Below are 20293 nucleotides of genomic sequence, written 5' to 3' on the forward strand. Positions count from 1 at the left end.
GGCGGCGTCAGCGCGCGCACCGGACCCCCTCAAACTACCTGGAAGCGGACGACTAGAACTGCGCCTTCATGAAGGCCTTGAGACGCACGTGCTCGAAGTTGCGCGTCTCCAGGCTGTTCCAGGTGTTGTAGCGGCTGAGGAAGCCCTTGGAGTCCACCGGCACGTTGTAGTTCTTGGCCATGGTCTCATCGGCGACCTGGGGCGTGAAGCCCGTGCCGAAGTCCGGCGTGAAGGTGCCGAAGTTGTACTGGCCCTCGAGACCGAACTCCACGCCCGCCAGGATGTACTTGGCCTTGAGGGCGATCAGGTTCTTGTTGTGCTGACCCGACGCCATCTGGTGCCAGTTGAATCCCTGGAGCGCCGTGTTGCCGTCCTGCAGGTCCGCCAGGAACTTGGTGTAGCTGAGCGACATGTAGAGGTCGTCGGTCAGCTGGTAGCCGGCGCCGAGGTTGAAGCTGGTGTAGTTCAGCACGCGGTCATCATCGGCGATGTCGTCGAAGGGCTTGAACTGATAGCCCGACCCATCGGGAAGGAGGTTCGGGTTGCTGAAGAAGCTCGCGGTGGAGTGCCTGCCCTCGGGATCGTAGAAGCGCTGCACGTTCTTGCACGCAGCGCCACCCACGCAGTCATTGTCCTGGTAGGGCAGGTACTTCTTGTCGTTCAGGCGCTTGTCGTTCTCGTGGATGTACTTGACCTTGCCGAACACGTCCACGCCGCGGCCGATGTCCAGCGCATAGCGGGCCTTGGCCACCAGGATGTGGGTCCGCTTGTCCTGGAAGGGCTGGTAGGCGCTGCGGAAGTTGTGCAGCACGCCCGCGGTCAGCTCGGTGCCGGGGTAGTCGGTGTCGGTGATGGCGCGAGTGTCGTCGCCCCAGGCCTGCCAGTTGGTGTTGTAGGTGATGAACGAGTACTCACCGGCGATGTCCAGCGCGCCGTTGCTGTACACCGGGTTGAACGTCACGCCCTTCCAGCCGATGGCCGTCTCGGCCATGGGCTCGTCGAAGTCGGTGAAGCTGTTGTCCACGTTGACCGTGGCCACCTGCTGGGTCTCGCTCGTGAAGCCGCCGTAGCCGATGCCGGAGGTGCCGCCGTAGCTCCCGTTGACGGGACCGGGGAAGGCGAACGAGCCATCGGAGCCCTCGGTCAGCAGCACGTCCGACTCACGCCGGGCGGCCATGACGGACACGTAGTCCGCGCCGATGCTGAACGCCTGCGCGTTGAGCGACAGGCCGATCTCCAGCGGATCGTTCAGTGTGAGGTCCACCTTCCAGGTGTTGTCCTCGTGCCTGCCCGCCGGCATCGCCGAGTAGCCGTTCAGTTCGAAGCTCTTGGGGACCCAGCGCGGGTTGTCCTTCCCCGTCTCGCCGAAGTAGTTGGTGTTCTCCGCGTGCGAGTACGAGCGGTAGAACGCGCCCCTCACGTCCACGATGGAGCCGAGGTGGAAGCCGGCCTTGAGACCGCCCACGCCATTGCGGTAGCGCGGGAACAGCTGCCGGCCGTCGTCCAGGATGTTGTCCGAGGTGTTCAGCTCGTTGTCGATGGCGTACTGGAAGATGCCGCCGACGTCGAACATGTCGTTGAAGGCATACTTGCCCTGGAAGACGTAGGAGGCGTCCGTGGTGTGGAACGCGCCCGTCGTGAAGTTGGGGCCGGCCCAGAGGCGAGGCAGCGAGATGCCCGCCACGTCGTACGTCAGCCTGCGCTCGAACGCCGAGCCCTGCACGAGCACACCGTAGGCGTTGTCGCGGTCGATGTAGCGGATGCGGCCGACGACGTACGGGTCGAACTGGCCGAAGTCGTTGGCGCCGATGGTGGCCGAGTCGACGAGGTACCCCGGCGTCAGCGTGACGGCGAGACCACGCAGCTTGATGTACTGGTTGGAGCGCGGGTCGAACTCACCGCAGTCGCCGTTGACGCAGTTGCCAGGGCCACCACCGAAGCCACCGAAGTTCGACCAGAAGTTCTGGCTGAAGCGGCTGTGGATGCGGCCGCGAACCTCAACCGCGCTGGAGAGCCGAGCGTTGAGGAGCAGCTCGAGCTCGGTGCCGATACCGTTCTCTCCATAACCTTCGCCCGGCACGACGCTGAAATTGTAGAGCGCACCCTGGGTACGCGAGTTACCGTACAGCCACTTCGTATAGGTGGTACCGCCGATCTGCAGCTTGGGCGCCTCCTGGGCCAGCGAGGGCACTGCGGGCAGAAGGGTAGCGGCAGCGGTCAGGGCGACAGCGCCCTTCCGCAGGGACTTCGTCTTCATGGGTGAATCCCCTCTCTTTTGCAGCCGAACCGGGAAGGGGGCTTCCCGGCTGCCGGCGCGGAGGGCTCAACACCCCCCGCGCGACCATCCGGCAGAAATGCTCGTGTTGGGAAAGACTACCTCAAAAGACTACTTCTGCTCCTCGGCGGCCACCGGCTTCGTCGCGGCGCCCACCATGGTGAGGGTCGCGGGCTTCTTCGCGGTGCCGTCCTCGGCGCACTCGTAGCTCAGCATCTCCTGCTGGGCCTTGGCCTCGGAGGCCTCGCCCTTGCCCGCGCCGGCGAGCAGATCCATCACGTGCGGATCACACTCCCCGTCGTTGCCGCCGCCGAAACGGTGCTGGCCCTCGTACTCGTTCACCTTGCGGGTCAGCAGATCATTGCCCGCGGGGAAGCCCTCGTTGGACTGCACGAGCACCTGGAAGCGCCAATCGGAGGGCTCACCCTCCAGGCCGGCGGTGTCGATGCTGGCGGTGATCTTCCGGCCCGAGCCCTTGGTGCGGGTGGGGACGATGACGTTGTCCTTGGAAGCGCTGGCCTTGTTACCCACCTCGGCCTTCACGCGCGCGGAGCCCTGCGGGGAGATGACGATGACCTTCTCCCAGCCAAACTCGGGGGCGAACTTCACGTTGAGGCCCGGCAGGGAGTCCGTGGAGCCGCTGCCCGGCTTGCCATCCGTGTCGATGAAGATGAAGGCCATCTGCACGGAGAACCCGGAGCCCGTCTTCCAGGGATCCTCCAGGGTGGTGTTGAAGCCCAGGGAGACGTCGGCCTTGGCGCCCTTCTTGTCGAAGGTGAACTCCGTCAGGTCGAACGAGCCGCGCTTGTACACGGGGTCCGTCGGGTACTTGTAGGCGCCGGGGCCGTTGTCGTCACCGGACGGGTCCTTGAAGGACACCTTGTTGGCGGCCAGCGCGGGAGCGCCCAGGAGCGCGGCGGCCAGCGACAGCACAGCGAAACGCGAGGTCTTCATGTGCGACTTCTCCTTGAGGGGTAAGGCGACTGCGCGGACTAACCCTTGACGCTGCCAGCGGTCAGACCGGACACGAGATACTTCTGGAGGAAGAGGAAGAGGACGACCACCGGGACGGACACGATGATGGAGCCGGCCGCGAAGTAGCCCCACTGCTGGGAGAAGCCGCCCACGAAGAAGCGCAGCCCCACCGGCGCGGTGTACATGTTCTCCTGGTCCATGAAGGTGGCCGCGAGGATGAACTCGTTCCACGCCGTCATGAAGGAGAAGAGCGCCGTCACCGCCACCGCCGGCTTGGCCAGCGGCAGGATGATGGTCCAGAAGATCTTCCCCACCGAGGCGCCCTCGATGAGCGCGGCCTCCTCCAGGTCCTTCGGAATGGTGTCGAAGTAGCCCTTGAGCATCCACACGCTGAAGGGAATGGACGTGGTGGCGTAGACGATCATCAGGCCCAGGCGCGAGCTGCCCAGCCCCAGCCACTGCACCAGGATGATGTAGAGCGGGATGAGCATCAGCGTGCCCGGGAACATCTGGGACACGAGGAAGGCCATCATGCCCGTGCGCTGGCCGGTGAACTTGAAGCGGCTGAAGGCATAGGCCGCGGTGCACGCCAGGAACACGCCCACCACGGTGGTGCCCAGCGCGATGATGGCGCTGTTGAGCATCCACTGCGCGAAGGGCTGATCCGTCATCACCGAGGTGAAGTTGGAGAACGACAGCGTCTCCGGCCACGGCGTGACGGCGCGGACCCGGTCCATCATCGTGGGGGACTCGGGCAGCGTGGTGATGGCCAGGCTCTGCTTGCCCGACAGGGCAATCGTGATGACCCAGAGGATGGGGTAGAGGGTGAAGAGGGTGAAGCCCACCAGCAGCACGTGCAGGGGCCAGTGGGGCACCCCATCTCGACGCGAAAACATCAGGCAGCCTCCGTGGCGCGGGATACGCGGTTCTGCACCACGCTGTAGAGCAGCAGGATGCCGAAGATGACCGTCGAGTACGCCGCCGCGTACCCGTAGCGGTAGCGCTGGAAGGCGTATTTGTAGGCCTGGGTGATGAGGATCTCCGTCGAGTTGCTCGGCTCGCCCTCAGTCACCAGGAAGATGACGTTGAACTGATTGAAGGTCCAGACCACCGACAGGATGATGGCCGGCACGAGCGCGGGCTTGAGCGACGGCAGGGTGATGGAGATGAACTGCTGCCAGCGAGAGGCACCATCCACGCGCGCCGCCTCGTAGAGCTCCACGGGGATGGACGTGAGCGCGCCCAGCGACACCACCATCATGAAGGGGAAGCTCAACCAGCCGTTGGTGGCCAGCACCGTGAGGAACGAGGTGACGGGCGTGTCGTACCAGGCGAGCCCCTGGCCACCGAACATCCGGATGACGTGGTTCACCACGCCGAACTGCTGGTGGAACATGCCCTTCCAGATGAGCGCGGTGATGTAGTTGGGCATGGCCCAGGGGAGGATGAGCAGCACGCGGTACACCGGGCGCAGCGCCAGCCCCTGCACGTTGAGGATGAGGGCCAGAATCAGGCCCACCGTGACGCCGATGGTCACGTTGGTGACCGTCCACACCACCGTGAAGAAGAGCGTGTAATAGAAGTTGAGGTAGTTGAAGACGATGGAGCCGTCCTGCGCGCGGCGGGCGATGTTGAAGTCGCCGAGAATCTCCGCGTAGTTGCGCAAGCCGACCCAGATGTCCGACAGCGACTGCCCCGTGTTGTAGAGGTTGGAGTCGGTGAAGGACAGGGTGATGCCGTAGAAGAACGGGAAGAAGACGAGCACCACCATGCCCACCATGGCGGGGGCGATGTAGAGGTAGGCGGTGCGGTTCTCCACCACCGTCTCTATCGTGCGGGCCAGGCCGCCCATGCCGATGAAGAGCAGCAGGGCAACCGCCACCACTCCGAGCCCACCGAAGGCACGGTTCGCGCCCGAGCGCAGCTCCTCCACGCGCGCGGACACCGCCGCCTCGTTCACCGCTCCCTCGGGGGTGACGAGTCCGAGCGGACGACGGAAGTGGTCCGCGTCCCAGTTGCCGGGTTGGAGCGCCGGCTCGACGGCGAGCTGACGCTCGGCCATCACCGCCTGGGCCCGCTGCGACATGGTGCGCAGCTGTCCGGCCACGAGTTCCTGCGTGCCACGCACCTCGGCGCTCAGCAGGCCCAGCGAGTAGGACGCGTAGCCGCCCAAGCCCACCCCAAGCGCCAACACCGACACGGCGACGAGCAGGAGCTGACGGCGCAGCACGAAGCACGCCCCGGCGCACACCGCCAGAGGCACCAGCAACCACAGCAGCAGCGGCCCCAGGCCCGGCTTCAGCGGAGCCGCCAGCGGACCGATGGCCAGCTCCACCAGCCCCACCACCGAGCCGTCCACCTCCACCGGTGCGCTCAGCAGGCGTCCACCGTTGGGCAGCGCCTCGGTCTCCACCTCCAGCTTGCGCGCGGAGCCCTCCTCGCGGTTCGTCTCCACCGCGGCGCGCAACCGCTGGCCGCGGTCATAGATGGGCTTCTCCTCGCGCGACAGCCGGCGTGGTGCCGCGCGATCCCCCTGATCCTCGGGGAAGGTGGAGGCCTCGAGCTGGATGCCCGAGAAGGCAATCACGCGCACCGCGCTGCCCGGAGGAAGCTGCTCCTTCCAGGTGGACACCACGGCGCGCACGGAGTCACCCGAGCCCCCCGCGCGCTGGACCAGGTCCTCCAGCGCACGCAGGGACACGAGAGCCTGGCGATCTGCGCGCTCGGTGGAGATGGTTTCCAACGTCCGGGCCAAGAGGCCCTGAGCGAGCACGAGGGACACGCCAAGCGCGAGGAACAGCCCCACGAGCACCCGCACCGGGCGGAGCTCACCAGGACCCCGCGAGCCGCCCGAGGACGAGCCCGCGTTGTGAAGGGATTCGGTGGTACCCCGCTCAGGGAGCGGGTGGCTGGCGCTACCCCGTTTGTCGCCAGCACGCTGTGGGGCTGTGTTGCTCACTCAATTCCTCACTTCTTGCGCAGACCGGCCACGTCCTTGGCCACGGCCTTCTGGGCCACGTCGAGGGCGGCCTTGGGGGTAGAGGCCTTCTTGAGGATGGCGTTCATCGCCGAGGTGGCCGGCGACCAGACCATCGTCATCTCCGGCACGTTGGGCATCGGCACCGCCGTCTCGACCTGCTCGCGGAACGCCTTGAGCTGCGCGTCAGCAGAGATCTTGGCATCGGAGTACACGGCCTGGTTCGCGGGGCTCTGGCGGCCCTCCAGCGCGAGAATCTTGGAGGCCTCGTCGCTGGTGAGGAACCGGGCCACCTCGAAGGCGGCGTCCTTGTTCTTCGACGGGGCGGAGACGTAGACACCCTCCACCGTCATCCACGGACGCATGGGCTTGCCACCGGCCTCGTCCAGCGTGGGCAGCGGGGCCAGGCCGTAGTCCACGCCCTTGGCGATCTCACCCAGGAACCAGGGGCCGGAGAACACCATGCCGGCCTTGCCCTCGTTGAAGAGCGAGGTGATGAGCGCGGTGGAAGGCTCGGCGGGCATGATGCTCTCCGCCCACTTCATCATCTGCTCCACCGACTTCACGTTCTGCGGGCTGTTGATCGTGGGCGTGGTGCCCGGGCCGAACACGCCACCGCCGAAGCCGTTCATCAGGGCCGCGTGGTAGTAGAAGTCACCGTAGGAGTACGCCAGACCGAAGCGGCCCGCCTTCTTGTCGGTCAGCTTCTTGGCGATCGTCACCAGTTCGCCGCTCGTCTTGGGCGGCGTGGGGACGAGCTTCTTGTTGTAGATGAGCGTGATGACCTTGTAGTTCAGCGGCAGGCCGTAGACGGTGCCGCGGTAGGTCATCGCCTCCATCGTGGTGGGGATGAAGCGCTTGCGGAGCGCGTCATCCAGGTAGAAGTCGATGGGCTCCACCGTGTTGCCCGCCTCAATCCACCCGCCCAGGCGATCCTGGGCGAAGATGAAGAGGTCCGGCCCCTTGCCGCGCGGCACGGTGGCGGAGATCTTGTCCGCGTAGGCGTCGTAGGGCACCGCCAGCGTCGTCACCTTAATGCCCTTGGCGGCATTGGCGGCGTTGAACTGGGCGATCACCTTCTCCAGCGCCGTCTTCTCCTCAGCGCGGTAGGCGTGCCACAGGACGATCTCCTTCGTCTCGGCGGCGGCAGGCGTGGACAGCAGGCCGAGCGCGCACAGGCACACGGCCGCGATCATCAATCGCAGGCTCTTCATATCGGGAGCTCCGGGGGTAGGGACTCGAACTCGGACTAGGAAGCGGACAGGCGCTGCTCGGTTTCGGCGTCGAAGAGGTGCAGCGCATCCAGCTCGACGACGACCTTCTCCTTCGCGCCCGCATCCGGCGTGTGCTGCGGCGGGAGACGGAAGACGATCGAATGCTCGGCGAGGCGGGAGTGGACGATGACCTCGTTGCCCAGGGGCTCGACGAGGTCCACGTTCACCTCCACCGGGGCCGTCTCACCGCGGGCGGTGGCCGAGGGCGAGATGATGTTGTCGGGACGGATGCCGACCTTCAGCTTCCGGCCGCCCTTGCCTGCGGTCATCGGGCGCAGGCTCTGCGGCACCGGCAGCTTGAAGCCGTCGCCCTCGAGCACCTCTCCATTGGCCGAGAGCGTGGCGGAGATGAAGCTCATGGGCGGCGAGCCGATGAACTGGGCCACGAAGACGTTGGCCGGGCGCTCGTACACCTCGAGCGGAGTGCCGAGCTGCTGGAGCTTGCCCTCCTTCATCACCGCGATGCGGTGGCCCATCGTCATGGCCTCGATCTGGTCGTGCGTCACGTAGACCGAGGTCACGCCCAGGCGCTGCTGGAGTTTCTTGATCTCCGAGCGCATCTGCACGCGCAGCTTGGCGTCGAGGTTGGACAGCGGCTCGTCGAAGAGGAACACCGCCGGCTTGCGCACGATGGCGCGCCCGAGCGCCACGCGCTGTCGCTGACCGCCGGAGAGCTGCTTGGGTTTGCGCTCCAGCAGGTGCGTGATGCCGAGAATTTCCGCGGCCTCGTTCACCAGCCGGTCCATCTCCGGCTTGGGCGTCTTGCGGATCTTCAGACCGAACTCGAGGTTCTCCCGGATGGTCATATGCGGGTAGAGCGCATAGTTCTGGAAGACCATGGCGACGTCCCGCTCCTTCGGCGGGAGCTCGTTCACCACGCGATCTCCGATGGCGAGCGAGCCTCCGGAGATCTCCTCCAGGCCAGCGATCATCCGCAGCGCGGTGGACTTGCCGCAGCCCGACGGACCCACCAGCACCATGAACTCGTGATCCCGGATATCGAGGTTCAGCCCCTCGATGACCGACACATCGCCGTACCTCTTGGCCACATCCTTGAACACAACCCCGGCCATTCAGTTCTCCACTCGCGAGTGTTTTCGTTCAACTCAACGCGCCCGTCCCAGAATGCGAACGGACAACGGCTCGACGGTGACGTCCATCGTGGCACCCGCCGTCAGGCGGCCACCGTCGAGCAGATCTTCCGCGTCCGCACCGCTCCAGGCCTCGGGCCAGGGGAACGAAACGGACGCCTTCTTGTCACTGCGGTTCACCGCCACCACCACCGCATCGCCCGACTCTGGCTCGTGCCGGAGGAAGGCGTAGGCGTCACCTTCCGTGGCGAGGCCCTTGTGACTACCACGTGACAGCGCCGGGTGTGCGCGGCGAATGGCGATGAGCTTCTGGTAGAACTGGCGCAGGGACTCGTCGCGAGGCAGGCCCGCGCCGGGCTGCACTGCGCGCTCGCCCCAGGGCATGTCGCCGCGGTTGGCCGGCCAGTCGCCCCCGGGACGCCCCACCTCCTCGCCGTAGTAGATGACGGGGATGCCGGAGGTGGTGAGCTGCAGCGCCGCCGCGAGCCGGAAGCGCGTCTTGTCGCCCTGAAGCTGGAAGAGCGCGCCGGGCACGTCGTGCGAGGACAGGAAGTGCGACAGGTGGTAGCCCTTGCGCACCTTGTGCCGCGAGCGGAGGTAGGCATCGAAGGCCACGGTGCGCCCGCGCCCCTGCGCCCACGCGAGCGCGCTGCCCTGGAAGCCGAAGTCGAAGCCGGCATCCATCTCGTCGTTGACGAACCACGGGTCGAGCGACTCGCGGTCCCCACCCCACACCTCGCCGAGCAGGAAGAAGTCACGGCCCAGCTCTTCCCGCGTGCGGCGGCGGTGCTCCTGCCAGAAGGGATGGTCGACGTGCTTCACCGTGTCCAGGCGGAAGCCGTCCACGCCCGAGCGCTTGCCCCAGGCAAGCTGCGCGTCGAGCAGGTACTTCGCTACCTCGGGCTGCTCCGTCTTGAAGTCCGGCAGGCCCGACACGCAGCTCGTCACGTCATCCTGCCCGCAGGTGCCCAGCTCCTCCGAGCGCAGCCAGCCCTTCGTCTCGGGCGCCTTCTGGTAGCGCGAGTTGTAGCCGGGGTGGTTGTAGACCACGTCCAGCAGCACGCGGATGCCCCGCTGGTGGCACGCGTCCACCAGGGCCTTCAGCTCCTGCTCGGAGCCGAAGCGCGGGTCGAGCTGATGGAAGTCATCCGCCCAGTAGCCGTGGTAGCCCCAGTCCGGGAAGCCAGCGCCGGTGACGAAGCCGTCGATGTTCTTCACCACCGGAGTCAGCCAGAGCGCCGTCACGCCCAGCGAGGACAGCTCGTCGAGCTGCTCGCGCAGGCCCTTGAAATCCCCGCCGTGGAAGGTGCCCGGGGCCTTCTTGTCGACTTGGAGGTTGTTGGCCGGGTCCCCGTCCGCGAAGCGATCCAGCACGACGAAGTAGAGGACCTCGTCGGCCCAGTGGCGCACGGGAGCAACAGCCGGAGCGGGCGCCGCGACCGGAGCGGTGGCGGACGTGCTCGTACCCACCTCCGAGGTCGCGACCCGGGGCGGCGGCTGCGGGTGGGCGCAAGCCGCCAACGCCAGGGGTACGAACAACAAGGAAGTGAGAGGATGACGACTATTCGCGCGTCTGGCCGGGGGGCGACAAGGCGACGAATCAACCATTGCGCCGGACTTTTCCACACCCGCTATCGAAAGTGAACCCTTCCACTTCGTGTGTCAGGAAGCGGACGTCACTCCGCGGGGTCACCCTCGTTTTTTCACGTGACGAGCGCCGCGCGTGCACCACCCGTCACATCCACTCGCGAAGGTTGGTGGCTTTGACACGACGCGCCATCACCGCGCATCGCGCATCGGCTCAGGGAGTGGTGTTCGTCCTGTCCGGAACCTGGAGCGGATCCGCCTTGCCCACGTCCTCCACGATGGTGATCTCCCGGGCGATCATCTCCGTCTCCTGGCTGGCGAAGGAGGCGCGCACCGTGGAGCCGGGGGCGAGGAACTCACGGCCAATCAGCTTGCCGTCCTGGTAGTAGCGCGTCTGCTCGGTGATGCGCAGGTAGCGCTCCCTGCCCTTCTTGTCTTCGATGACGAGCACGTCCGAGTACTCGGCAGTGACCGTGCCCTTCATGGTGAAGCCTCGCTCCAGCGAGTAGGGATTCTTCGCGAGGGTCCCCTCGCTGCCTGAGCCCTGGCGCATCGCCACTGTGCCGTCCGTCCGGCAGCCCGCGAGCACCACCGCGCCCACCACCGCGCTCCAGATGACCCTCCTCATGCCCGACTCCCCCCCGGGGCGCAGAGCCTCACCCCTCACAACGGGTGAAGGTGAAGCCGGAGGTGCGGGGTCGCAACAAGCGGGTTTGGGAGGAACGGGCGCCCGGTTGCTCTAGACCCTCACCCCAACCCTCTCCCGGAGGGAGAGGGAGTAGGCACCGTCACACGCCCAGGCGCGCGATCAATGCCTTCGAGCTGTCGCGATCCAACAGCAGCAGCACCTGGCCGGAGACCGAGGGGATTCCCACCGAGGAGAAGCGCGTCTCGAGCACCACCATGCGCTTGTCTCCCTGGGCTTCCGTCACCGCGTCCGCTACCACCGGGCCCGCCTCGCCCCGCACCAACACCGGCACGGTGGGCAGCAGCCTCCAGCCCGTCAGCGAGCCAATGGCCGACAGGCACGCGCTCGCCACGATGTTCGCCGTCTCCGCCAGCGCGCTCTCCCGCTCCTCCTGCGGCGCGTCCTGACGCCGCAGCAGCAGCGATTCCAGCGCCGAGGCGTCCTCCTGGGGCAGCACCAGCATCAGCACACCCCGGAGTTGTCCCTGCATGCCCAGCTTCGCCGCCACCACGGGCGCGTCACCACCGCCCAGCAGCCCGGCCACCTCCGAAGCCGTCGCCAGCACCGCGCGCGGCACGGACAGGTTCACCGTGCGTCCTCCCACCAGCCTTGCGAGCGCGCTCACCGCGTGCCCGCAGCCAATGTTGGCCACCTCGCGAAGGGCGTCCAGCTGAATGTCGCTCGGAAGAGGGCTCACGCGGACAATAACCTCGGCACGTCCAGGATGAAGACCGGGCGGCCACTTCCCAGGATGGTCACCCCTGAGAGCCCCGGTAGCAAGTCCAAGGGCCGGGACAACGGCTTGAGCACCGCTTCCTCCTGCCCCACCAATCGATCGACCGCGAGCGCGACCCGTCCCGCGTCTCCTTCCATCACCACGAAGGGCCGCACGCCCTTACGCGGCGGAGCCTGGACTCCCACCAGCTCGTCCAGCGCGTATACCGGCAGCAGCCCCTGGCCGTGTGGCAGCAACGGCATCTCCCGGCTGCGGTCCAACGTCTCGCCATCGGCCTCCATCGCGCCCACCACCTTGGCGATGGGCAGGCCGAACACTTCGTCCCCCACCGCCACCAGCAGCAGGTGCACCACCGCCACCGTCAGCGGCAGGCGCAGCGTGAAGCGCGTCCCGCGCCCCAGCTCGCTCTCGATTTCCAGCGTCCCGCCCACGTTCTCCACCACCCGCTTCACCGCGTCCATGCCCACGCCGCGGCCGGAAATCTCCGACACATCCTTCGCGGTGGACACGCCCGGCAGGCACGCGAGCAGGAAGGCCTCGCGGTCCGTCATCCGTGCCGCCGCCTCCGCGCTGAGGGCGCCGCGAGCCACCGCCGCCGCCTTCAGCTTCGCCGCGTTCATGCCGCGGCCGTCATCCTCCATCTCCAACACCACCCGGTCGCGCGCGCGTCGCACCGAGACCAGCACCCGCCCACGCGGGCCCTTGCCCGCCGCCACCCGCTCCTCCGGCGACTCCAGGCCGTGGTCGATGCAGTTGCGCAGCAGGTGCATCAGCGGGTCCGCCAGCTCGTCGAGAATGGCCCGGTCGAGCTCAATCTCCGCGCCCGTGATCACCAGGTCGACCTCGCGCTCCTTGCGCCGAGCAATGTCGCGCGCCGCGCGGGGCAGCCGATCCGTAATGAGCGACAGCGGCGTCATGCGCGCGCTCATCACCTTGTCGTGCAGATCCTTCACCAGCGCGTGCAGCCGGTAGACTCCCTCCTCGATGGGCGGGCGCGAGTTCTCCGGCAGCACCTTGCCCAGCTCGCGCAGGCGCGCCGTGGCCAGCAGCAGCTCGCCCACGGTGTCCAGGAAGTAGTCCAGCAGCTCCGTGCGCACGCGCACCGTGCGCGTGGCGTCCGCGCCCACGGGGGAAGACCGGGAGCCATCCACCGAGACCGGACCTGCGTTCGCCGTGGCGGGCGCGGGCGGCGGCGCAACCACCGCCGGCTTCAACGAGACGAGCTCCACCTCCGCGATGTTCCGCAGCGCCTTGCGGATGCCCTCCTCGCCCTCGGCCGTCTCCAGCTCGAGCTGGATGTTGCCTTCCGGGATGCGGCCCGCCTTGAGGTCCTCCAGCGACGGTCGCAGGTCGTGCAGCGTCCCCAGGCCCGTCATCCGCTTGTGCACCAGGAAGGCGCGCACTCCCGGCGTCTGACAGGTAGGGGCGATGCGCAGGCGCACGGCCCACCGCGACGGGGCCTTCGGTGCCTCCTCCTCCGCCGTCCGGATGACCATCGCGACCGAAGCGGCCAGCTGGGCCGTCGCGGAGCTGGCAGCGGGAGTCTCCGCGGCCGGGGTCATCTCGGAAACGGGCGCGGGAGGCGCCTCGGAGACAGCCGCGGCTACCCGAATCGGGGCGGGAGCGGGAGCTGGAGCAGCGGCCGGAGCAGGCGGCGCACTGGCGGACACGGAGGCGGTCCGGTTCAGCACCCGCGTGGCGCCCGGGGTGCGGCCCGTGAGCACACTCACCCGCTCCGCCAGTTGGCCGAGCAGCGCCGAGGCATCATCCGGCGGCTTGTTCTCCGCCACGGCGCGCACCTGGGACATCATCACGTCGGTGGCCGCCAGGAGCAGGTCCACCAGGTTGCGCTCCAGCCGGCTGGGATCCTGGCGGATGGCGTCCACCAGATCCTCCACCCGGTGGGCCAGCACGGCGATGGGCTCGAACCCCATCGACGAAGCCATGCCCTTCACCGAGTGTGCGTGGCGGAACATGGAGTCCACCACCGCGGGCGCTCCCTCGCGCTCCAGCTGCACGAGGTCCCGTCCTAGACCCTCTAGATGCTCGCTCGCCTCGGTCAGGAACAGACCGAGGTAGCGGGACATGTCCATCGTCATGTCCGGCCTCGGACGTGCGCAGGGGGGGGAGGCGCTCAGCCCTCGCCCAACACCTTCTTGACGACCGCCAACACGTCCTCGGCGCGGAACGGCTTGACGATGAAGTCCGAGGCTCCCGCCTCAATGGCCTCCATCACCAGGCTCTCCTGTCCCAGCGCCGAGCACATGATGACCACCGCGTTGGCGTCATACTTGATGATCTCCCGCGTGGCCTCGATGCCGCTCTTGAACGGCATGACGATGTCCATCGTCGTGAGATCCGGCTTGAGCTCCTTGTACTTCTCCACGGCCTCCAATCCGTTGGCCGCCTCTCCGACGACCTCGAAGCCGCCGGACGCGAAGATGTCCTTGATCATGTTGCGCATGAAGATGGCATCGTCGACGACCAGCACCCGCTTAGCCATGTGCAGCTCCGCCTCCGCTTAAGGCCCCAAGAGGGCCGCGGACACTACCACCCGCTGATTTCGGGCGGCTACTCACTTCTGTTGTCCCGCGGTAAAGAGTCCAACCACCGCGGAATCCAGCCCTTCTGGATCCAAGACCGTCACGGCCAACCCCTTCAACCGGGCCACCCCGCGTACCGCCGGCACGGCCTTGCCTGGAGCCGACCCCACCCGCTCCACCGCCTCGATTCCATCCACGTCCGTCACCAATAACCCCAGGTCCCTGCGCCCGCGCTCCAACAGCACCACCCGGGCCGGTGGCGTGGGCCCATCCGGCAGGCCCAACAACTGACGAAGCTCCACCACCGTCACCACCCGCCCTCGGAGGTTCATCACCCCCGCCACCGCCGCGGGCGCCCGAGGCACCCGCGTGAAGCGCTCCGGTGGCACCACCACTTCCTTCACCGCCGACAGCGGCAGGCCGTAGCGCTCCTTCTCCACCCGGAAGATGACGTGCCGCACAAGATGGCTTTCTACCAGCAGGGCTCGGGTTCTGGGAAATCCGCGCCAGCAAACAACCGAACGATCCGCCCCCTGGGCGAGGGCCGGGGGGAGGAAAAGGGGCTCAGGCGTTCAGCCGGAAACTGCGCACCACGCTCTGCAGCTCGATGGAGAGGTTGGTCAGCTCGCTGGCCAGCGACGTCATCCGCACCATGGCGTCCGTCTGGTCCTGGATGACCGCCTGGATGGCCTCCGTGGAGGCCGCGTTGTTGCGCGCCACCAGGGAGATCTCCTCGGTGGCGTTCACCATCTCCTCACTGCCCTTGAGCTGCTCACGGGCGCTGTCGGAGATGAGGTGCACCTTCTCGGCCACCTTACGCACTGTGTCGGTGATGGCGCCCATGGAGCGCACGATGCCGGTGAGGTCCTCACGGCCCTCGGCCAGCTCCTCAATGCCCTCCTTCATGGCGCTCACCACCGCCGTGGACTGGCCAGAGATGTCGCGCGCCAGCCGGGAGATCTGCTCGGCCGAGCGACCCGCGCTCTCAGCCAGCTTGCGCACCTCGTCGGCCACCACCGCGAAGCCGCGGCCGTACTCACCCGCGCGCGCCGCCTCGATGGTGGCGTTGAGCGCCAGCAGGTTCGTCTGCTGTGCCACCTGGGTGATGGCATCGACGATCTTCGAAATCTCCTGCGTCTTCTCGCCGAAGGCGAACACCTGCTGGCTCGCCGCCTCAATGCGGTTGAAGACCTTCTTCACCTTCTCGCCGGCCAGCAGCGCCGCCTTGCTGCCGTTCTCGGCCGCGCTGCTCGTCTCGGCGGCGGTGCGGGCCGCGTCCTCGGCGCTCGCCGCGGTGCGTTGAATACTGCCGGCCATCTCCGTAATCACCTTGGACGTCTTGCCCACCAGCTGCGACTGCGTCTCCGCGCCCTGGGCGATCTTGTCCATGGACAAGCCCACCTCCTCGTTGGTCGCGTTGACGTTCTCCGCCGAGCCCTGCAGGTCCTTCGCCGTGTCCGCCACGCTCTTGGCGGTGTCCTGAATCTTGCCCACCAGGTCGCGCAGGTTCTCCTGCATCTTGCGGATGGCCAGCGCCAGCTCGTCGATCTCATCGCGGCGCAGCGCCCGCGGCGGCTCGACCAGCAGCGGCTTGGACAGGTCGCCTTGGGAGATCTCAAAGGCCGAGCGCGACAGCACCCGCACGCGCGTCACCCGCGCCAGGTAGCGAGGCATGGTGACGGCCAGCGCCAGGCTGATGGCCACACCGATGCAGATGCGACCCCAGAACCAGGTCGGCCCCAGCGGCTCCGTGGCCATGAGCGCGCCCGTGAGCACGCCCCCGAGCACGATGTAGCCACTGAAGATCTTCAGTTGCAGGGAGACCTCGTGGCCCCCGGTGCCGGGCTGCTCGACGTTGCGGAGCAGCCGCTGCACGGGATCACGGCGGGGAGAGAGGCCAGGGGAGGTATCGTCGCGGAGAGGGCGGCGCACGGTTTCGCTTTTCCGAGAGACGGCGACAGCGGTGTGTCGGTTTAGCCCTACCGTCTGGAACGGTCAATCCGCCCACCCCCTCGGAAGTGGTCGAAGCCAGCAGGCAGGCGCAGGCTCCGTCCCGAGGTGTCACGGACGTGTCCGGGCTGCCCCTGGGTGAGACTGCCAATTCGAGTGAGAGGTTCTTCCACTCGGAGGCAGGCTCGCTCGAAAGCGGACGTGCGCTCAGGTGGGACGGCGAGGAGCAGCTCGTAATCTTCACCACCTGCCAACGCTCCCTCGGCGCCCAGGGAGGCGCGCACGGCACGGGAGAGAGGCAGGCGCTCGAGCTCCAGCTCGGCGCTCACACGCGAGGCGGTGCACAGGTGCTCGAGATCCTGCGCCAGCCCATCGGAGAGGTCGAGCCCCGCCGAGGCGAAGCGTGCAGCGAGTCGGCCCAGCTCCACCTTCGGCACCGGGCGCTTCTGGCGGAGGATGGCCGCGGAGCGCCGCTGACCGGCTTGGAGCTGCTGCAGGCCCAGTCGCGCGTCGCCCAGCGTGCCCGAGACGTACAGCACATCACCGGGCCTGCCTCCAGCGCGGGTGATGGGCGCAGTGCCCGGAGGCAGCTCTCCCGCGGCGGTGATGGTGATGGACAGCTCGCGCGCGGAGGAGAAGTTGCCACCCACGAGCACGATGCCGTGCTCTCGTGCCAGCGCGCTCATGCCCCGGGCGATGCCGAGCAGCTCGCGGCGCGGGAAGTCCCGAGGCAGCGCGAGCGCGCAGACGAACCAGCGCGGCACCGCGCCCATGGACGCCAGGTCCGACAGGTTCACCGCCAACGCCTTGTGGCCGATGTCCTCGGGCGAGAACCAGGCGCGTTTGAAGTGCACGTCCTCCACCACCGCGTCCGTGGTGATGCACTGTGCGCCCCTCGAGGGCGTGAGGACGGCACAGTCATCTCCGGGGCCCACTGGGACCCGGGCCCTCGGGAAATGCGACAGGAAAAGGTCGATGAGGGTGAATTCGCCCGCTGGCTTCGCGCTCACGTGGAGGACTCAGAAACGATCGGGATCCGGGTCCATGTCGATGGGCGGGGGAATGTACGCCGGCCCCTGCCCTGACTGCGGCGGCTCCTTGGGCAGCACCACCCGGAAGCACGAGCCGCGACCCAACTCGCTCCTCACTGCCACCTGACCGCCGTGTCCCTCCACGTAGCTCTTCACAATGGCCAACCCCAGCCCCGCGCCCCCGTACTCGCGCGTGGGGCTGTCGTCCACCTGGTAGAAGCTCTGGAAGATGCGCTCGCGCTGGTCCTCCGGGATTCCCACCCCGGTGTCCTCCACCTCGATGCGGTAGCCCGCCACGCCCAGCTCCACCTGCGAGCCCAGCTCTGACAGCCGCACCTCTATCCGCCCGCCCGCTGGCGTGAACTTCACCGCGTTGGCCACCAGGTTCACCACCACCTGCCGCAGCTTCTCCCGGTCCGCCACCACCCTCGGCTGCACCACCGAAGGCAGCTGGACCTTCACGGTCAGCCCCTTGCGCTGCGCCTGGGGTGACACGCTGGTGATGGCGCTCTCCACCAGCTCCTGCACGTCCACCCACTCGAAGGCGAGCCGCACCTTGCCCGCTTCGATCTGGCTCATGTCCAGGATGGAGGAGATGAGCTTCAGCAGCGTGTTGCCCTTGTCGATGATGGTGCGCACGAACTGCGTCTGCTCCGGGTTGAGCGTGCCCACCAGCCCCTCGCACAGCATCTCCGAGTAGCCGATGATGGAAGCCAGCGGCGTGCGCAACTCGTGGCTCACCGTGCCCAGAAAGCTGGACTTCATGCGGTCGGCTTCCTTCAACCGCTGGTTGAGCCGCAGCAGCTGGGCGTTCTGCGACTCCAGCTCGCGCTGTGTCTCCAGCATGGCCTCGAGGTGCAGCTGCCCCGCCAGGTAGGACTTCTGCCCGGCCGCCAGCAGCGCCGCCAGCACCTGGCCGAAGTGCGCCAGCATCTTCATCACCTTGGAGTCGGGCATGCGCCGCACGTGCGTCACCAGCTCGTGCGCCCGCTCCAGCTCCAGCCCCTGCACCTCGCCCAGCGAGGCGGACAGGTCACCCAGCTCCTCGGGGGCGAAGGGCCCGAAGACGACGCGCCCCAGCAGGTCCCCCTCCCACAGCACCGGCATCACCACGTAGCGCAGTCCGCTGAAGCAGGGCTGAGCCAGCAGCTCGCCTCCCAGGGGACTCACCCCGGGCAGCACCTGCGCACCCTGCGTGGGCGTCAGCGGCCCCTCGCTCAGCCGCGCCAGCAGGGCGGAACAGAGGGTACGGCCATCGCCACTCGCATTGACGAAGCCGCAGAAGTCCCCGTTGCTGCCCTTCGCGTCCGCCAGCGTCCGGCCTCGCTCGTCCAGCACCCGGATGCCCACCCGGTACAGCTCGCCGAGGCTGTCCACCACGTCCCCGAAGGTGACCGGGTCCAACAGGTCCACCAGCGACAGCTTGCGCTGGAGCACCGAGCCAGCGTGCTCCGGTCCGCTCCCCGCGGCGCCCGCTTTGTCGGCGCTCATCGCGATTGCCCCCCGGACGGCGGGTACATGGACTCCAGGGCAGTGCCCTTCAGATCCATCTGCTGGAAGATGTGCGTGAGGAACTCCTTCTCCGTCAGACCGATGTTGCGTGCCAGCCGCATGCGCTCGTCCAGGTTACGCCACGCGCCCACCAGGAGCTCATGCAGCGTCTCCATCACACCCTCGCCGCGCAGCGCCACCGCGCCCACCACCGGCTCCCCGCCCCGCTTGCGCGCCTGCTCCAGCTCCTCGTCCGTCTGCGCGTCCGGCAGGTCGCGCTTGTTGAACTGGATGACCACCGGCACTTGTAAGACGTCCAGACCGTTCTCCCGCATGTTGGCCCGGAGCTTGCGCCAGTAGGCGTTGTTCTCCCCGGCGGCGCCGCGGCGGCTGTCGGCGATGAAGGCCACCGCGTCCGCGTTCTGCAGCACCACGCGGCGCGTGGCGTCGTGAACGACCTGCCCGGGCACCGTGAACAGCTTGAGCTTCACCTTGAAGCCCGTGCTGCTGGTGAAGAAGACCGGGAGCAGATCGAAGAAGAGGGTGCGATCCTCGTGCGTCTCCACGCTGAGCAACCGGCCACGTGCCTCGGGCCGAGCCCGAGCGTGGATACACCGCAGGTTGGTCGTCTTCCCACTCAGCCCAGGGCCGTAGTAGACGATCTTCAGAGTGAGTTCGCGCTGGGCGTGATTGAGTTGCACGTGCGGAGCTCAGGCTGCCGAGAGGGAGGGGGAAGGTTCGGCCAACCCGCTCCAGGCGGACGGTTTTTTATAGTGAAAGGTGTTCAGCATTGAAAGCCGCCCCCCGCGTTATCCATGTAGGACCCCCCGGATGGGGCGGAAGCGGGCGGCCTTGGAATGCCGGGTTGGCGTGCGCAGTTTGGAAAAGTCCGGCTCCCTTCCACCCGTGAGGGGAAATGTGCGCCGCACCCAGAGCGTGCATGGGCACCGGTGAAGCGGTTAGGATCGGATCGTAGCGTAATGGAGGAAGAAGGCATGACGATGAAGCGGGTGGACCCGGGCGTGGAGGTGGGCGCGATCCCTGTGCCGGATATGGCCAACCTGCCCAACGACCTGGCGCCGGCGGTGAAGTTTTCCGCCCCGACCGATGAGGACATGGCGTCCGTGGCCGCCCTGCGCGCCAACTCGGATCCCTGGAAGAGCCGGGGTGAGACGTTGGAGGACAGCTTGAAGGCCCTGACGGCGCTCAGGCCGTACATCCACGTGGCCAAGGTGCAGAACCAGTTGGTGGGCTACGTCACCGTGGAGCGGGATGGCCCGGTGCCGGGCGCGGCCTACATGCGCAACATCGTCGTCAAGCCGGAGCTGCGTCGCCGCGGCGTCGGGATGGCGGTGCTCAACCAGGCCCTCCAGGTTGCGCGGGACATGTTCCGCAAGACGATCGCCCTGCGGGTGGACCCGGCGAACGCGCCCGCGGTGAGCTTCTACCGCAACGCGGGCTTCACCACCGTGGCCACGGTGGTGTCCAAGAAGTCCGGCAAGCTGCGCCTGTTGATGTCGCGCGAGCTGTGACCGAGCCCCGGAGAGGAGGAGCGGTCATGTCCTCCAGGGCTGTCTCCTCCAACTCCTGAATCCGCCCGGCCGGGTCCCTCCTCGAGGGGTCGCGCCGGGCGGAGCCTTTTGCGGGGTGCCACCTCGCCCGCCCTCCGGCCCGA

The 20293-nt window shown here is 67.5% G+C and carries 17 protein-coding genes; 1 reads left to right on the top strand and 16 read right to left on the bottom strand.

Features of this window, described 5'->3' with window-relative positions:
• Window positions 1–52: 52 nt before the first annotated feature.
• The 16 genes from F0U60_RS47970 to F0U60_RS48045 form a co-directional block, all read right to left on the bottom strand.
• The gene (locus F0U60_RS47970; protein ID WP_395810762.1) at window positions 53–2257 is read right to left on the bottom strand and encodes a hypothetical protein; all 2205 of its coding nucleotides are present in this window, start codon (window positions 2255–2257) and stop codon (window positions 53–55) included.
• Window positions 2258–2386: 129 nt separating this feature from the next.
• Window positions 2387–3229 carry a glucodextranase DOMON-like domain-containing protein gene (locus F0U60_RS47975; protein WP_395810764.1) on the bottom strand — a complete coding sequence of 281 codons (843 nt, stop codon included), beginning with the start codon at window positions 3227–3229 and terminating at the stop codon, window positions 2387–2389.
• Between the two features lie 38 nt (window positions 3230–3267).
• Complete coding sequence (locus F0U60_RS47980; protein WP_395810766.1) at window positions 3268–4146, bottom strand: sugar ABC transporter permease; 879 nt, start codon at window positions 4144–4146, stop codon at window positions 3268–3270.
• Window positions 4146–6209, bottom strand: coding sequence for a carbohydrate ABC transporter permease (locus F0U60_RS47985; protein ID WP_395810768.1), 2064 nt, complete (start codon window positions 6207–6209; stop codon window positions 4146–4148). The genes F0U60_RS47980 and F0U60_RS47985 overlap by 1 nt, the downstream gene beginning before the upstream one ends.
• Window positions 6210–6217: 8 nt before the next feature.
• Entirely contained in the window at window positions 6218–7441 is a 1224-nt protein-coding gene (locus F0U60_RS47990) for an extracellular solute-binding protein (RefSeq protein ID WP_395810770.1), read from the bottom strand.
• A gap of 35 nt (window positions 7442–7476) precedes the next feature.
• Window positions 7477–8574, bottom strand: coding sequence for an ABC transporter ATP-binding protein (locus tag F0U60_RS47995; RefSeq protein WP_395810772.1), 1098 nt, complete (start codon window positions 8572–8574; stop codon window positions 7477–7479).
• 33 nt (window positions 8575–8607) lie between these two features.
• On the bottom strand, window positions 8608–10062 hold the full coding sequence (locus tag F0U60_RS48000; RefSeq protein WP_395810774.1) for an alpha-amylase family glycosyl hydrolase: 1455 nt from the start codon (window positions 10060–10062) through the stop codon (window positions 8608–8610).
• A 331-nt stretch (window positions 10063–10393) separates the two neighbouring features.
• A complete protein-coding gene (locus F0U60_RS48005) occupies window positions 10394–10807 on the bottom strand; it encodes a hypothetical protein (protein ID WP_395810776.1) in 414 nt (137 codons plus the stop codon).
• A 160-nt stretch (window positions 10808–10967) separates the two neighbouring features.
• On the bottom strand, window positions 10968–11564 hold the full coding sequence (locus F0U60_RS48010) for a chemotaxis protein CheC (RefSeq protein ID WP_395810778.1): 597 nt from the start codon (window positions 11562–11564) through the stop codon (window positions 10968–10970).
• Entirely contained in the window at window positions 11561–13702 is a 2142-nt protein-coding gene (locus F0U60_RS48015) for a chemotaxis protein CheW (RefSeq protein ID WP_395810780.1), read from the bottom strand. The genes F0U60_RS48010 and F0U60_RS48015 overlap by 4 nt, the downstream gene beginning before the upstream one ends.
• 35 nt (window positions 13703–13737) lie before the next feature.
• A complete protein-coding gene (locus tag F0U60_RS48020) occupies window positions 13738–14106 on the bottom strand; it encodes a response regulator (protein WP_108067310.1) in 369 nt (122 codons plus the stop codon).
• A 72-nt stretch (window positions 14107–14178) separates the two neighbouring features.
• A complete protein-coding gene (locus F0U60_RS48025; RefSeq protein WP_395810783.1) occupies window positions 14179–14607 on the bottom strand; it encodes a chemotaxis protein CheW in 429 nt (142 codons plus the stop codon).
• Between the two features lie 103 nt (window positions 14608–14710).
• The gene (locus F0U60_RS48030; protein ID WP_395810785.1) at window positions 14711–16078 is read right to left on the bottom strand and encodes a methyl-accepting chemotaxis protein; all 1368 of its coding nucleotides are present in this window, start codon (window positions 16076–16078) and stop codon (window positions 14711–14713) included.
• 47 nt (window positions 16079–16125) lie between these two features.
• Window positions 16126–17106 (bottom strand): thiamine-phosphate kinase, encoded by a 981-nt coding sequence (gene thiL / locus F0U60_RS48035; RefSeq protein WP_395810787.1) that lies wholly within the window; start codon window positions 17104–17106, stop codon window positions 16126–16128.
• 9 nt (window positions 17107–17115) lie between these two features.
• Window positions 17116–18618: an ATP-binding protein gene (locus tag F0U60_RS48040; protein ID WP_395810789.1), complete on the bottom strand. Its 1503-nt coding sequence runs from the start codon at window positions 18616–18618 to the stop codon at window positions 17116–17118.
• Window positions 18615–19319, bottom strand: a complete 705-nt coding sequence (locus F0U60_RS48045) for a GTP-binding protein (protein ID WP_395810791.1) — start codon at window positions 19317–19319, stop codon at window positions 18615–18617. Before F0U60_RS48045 ends, F0U60_RS48040 begins: the two co-directional genes overlap by 4 nt.
• A gap of 294 nt (window positions 19320–19613) precedes the next feature.
• Between F0U60_RS48045 and F0U60_RS48050 the strand changes: the two genes are divergently transcribed.
• A complete protein-coding gene (locus tag F0U60_RS48050) occupies window positions 19614–20150 on the top strand; it encodes a GNAT family N-acetyltransferase (RefSeq protein WP_395810793.1) in 537 nt (178 codons plus the stop codon).
• The last annotated feature ends 143 nt before the right edge of the window (window positions 20151–20293 follow it).

It is taken from the genome of Archangium minus (assembly GCF_044360475.1).
Taxonomy (GTDB): Bacteria; Myxococcota; Myxococcia; order Myxococcales; family Myxococcaceae; genus Archangium; species Archangium minus.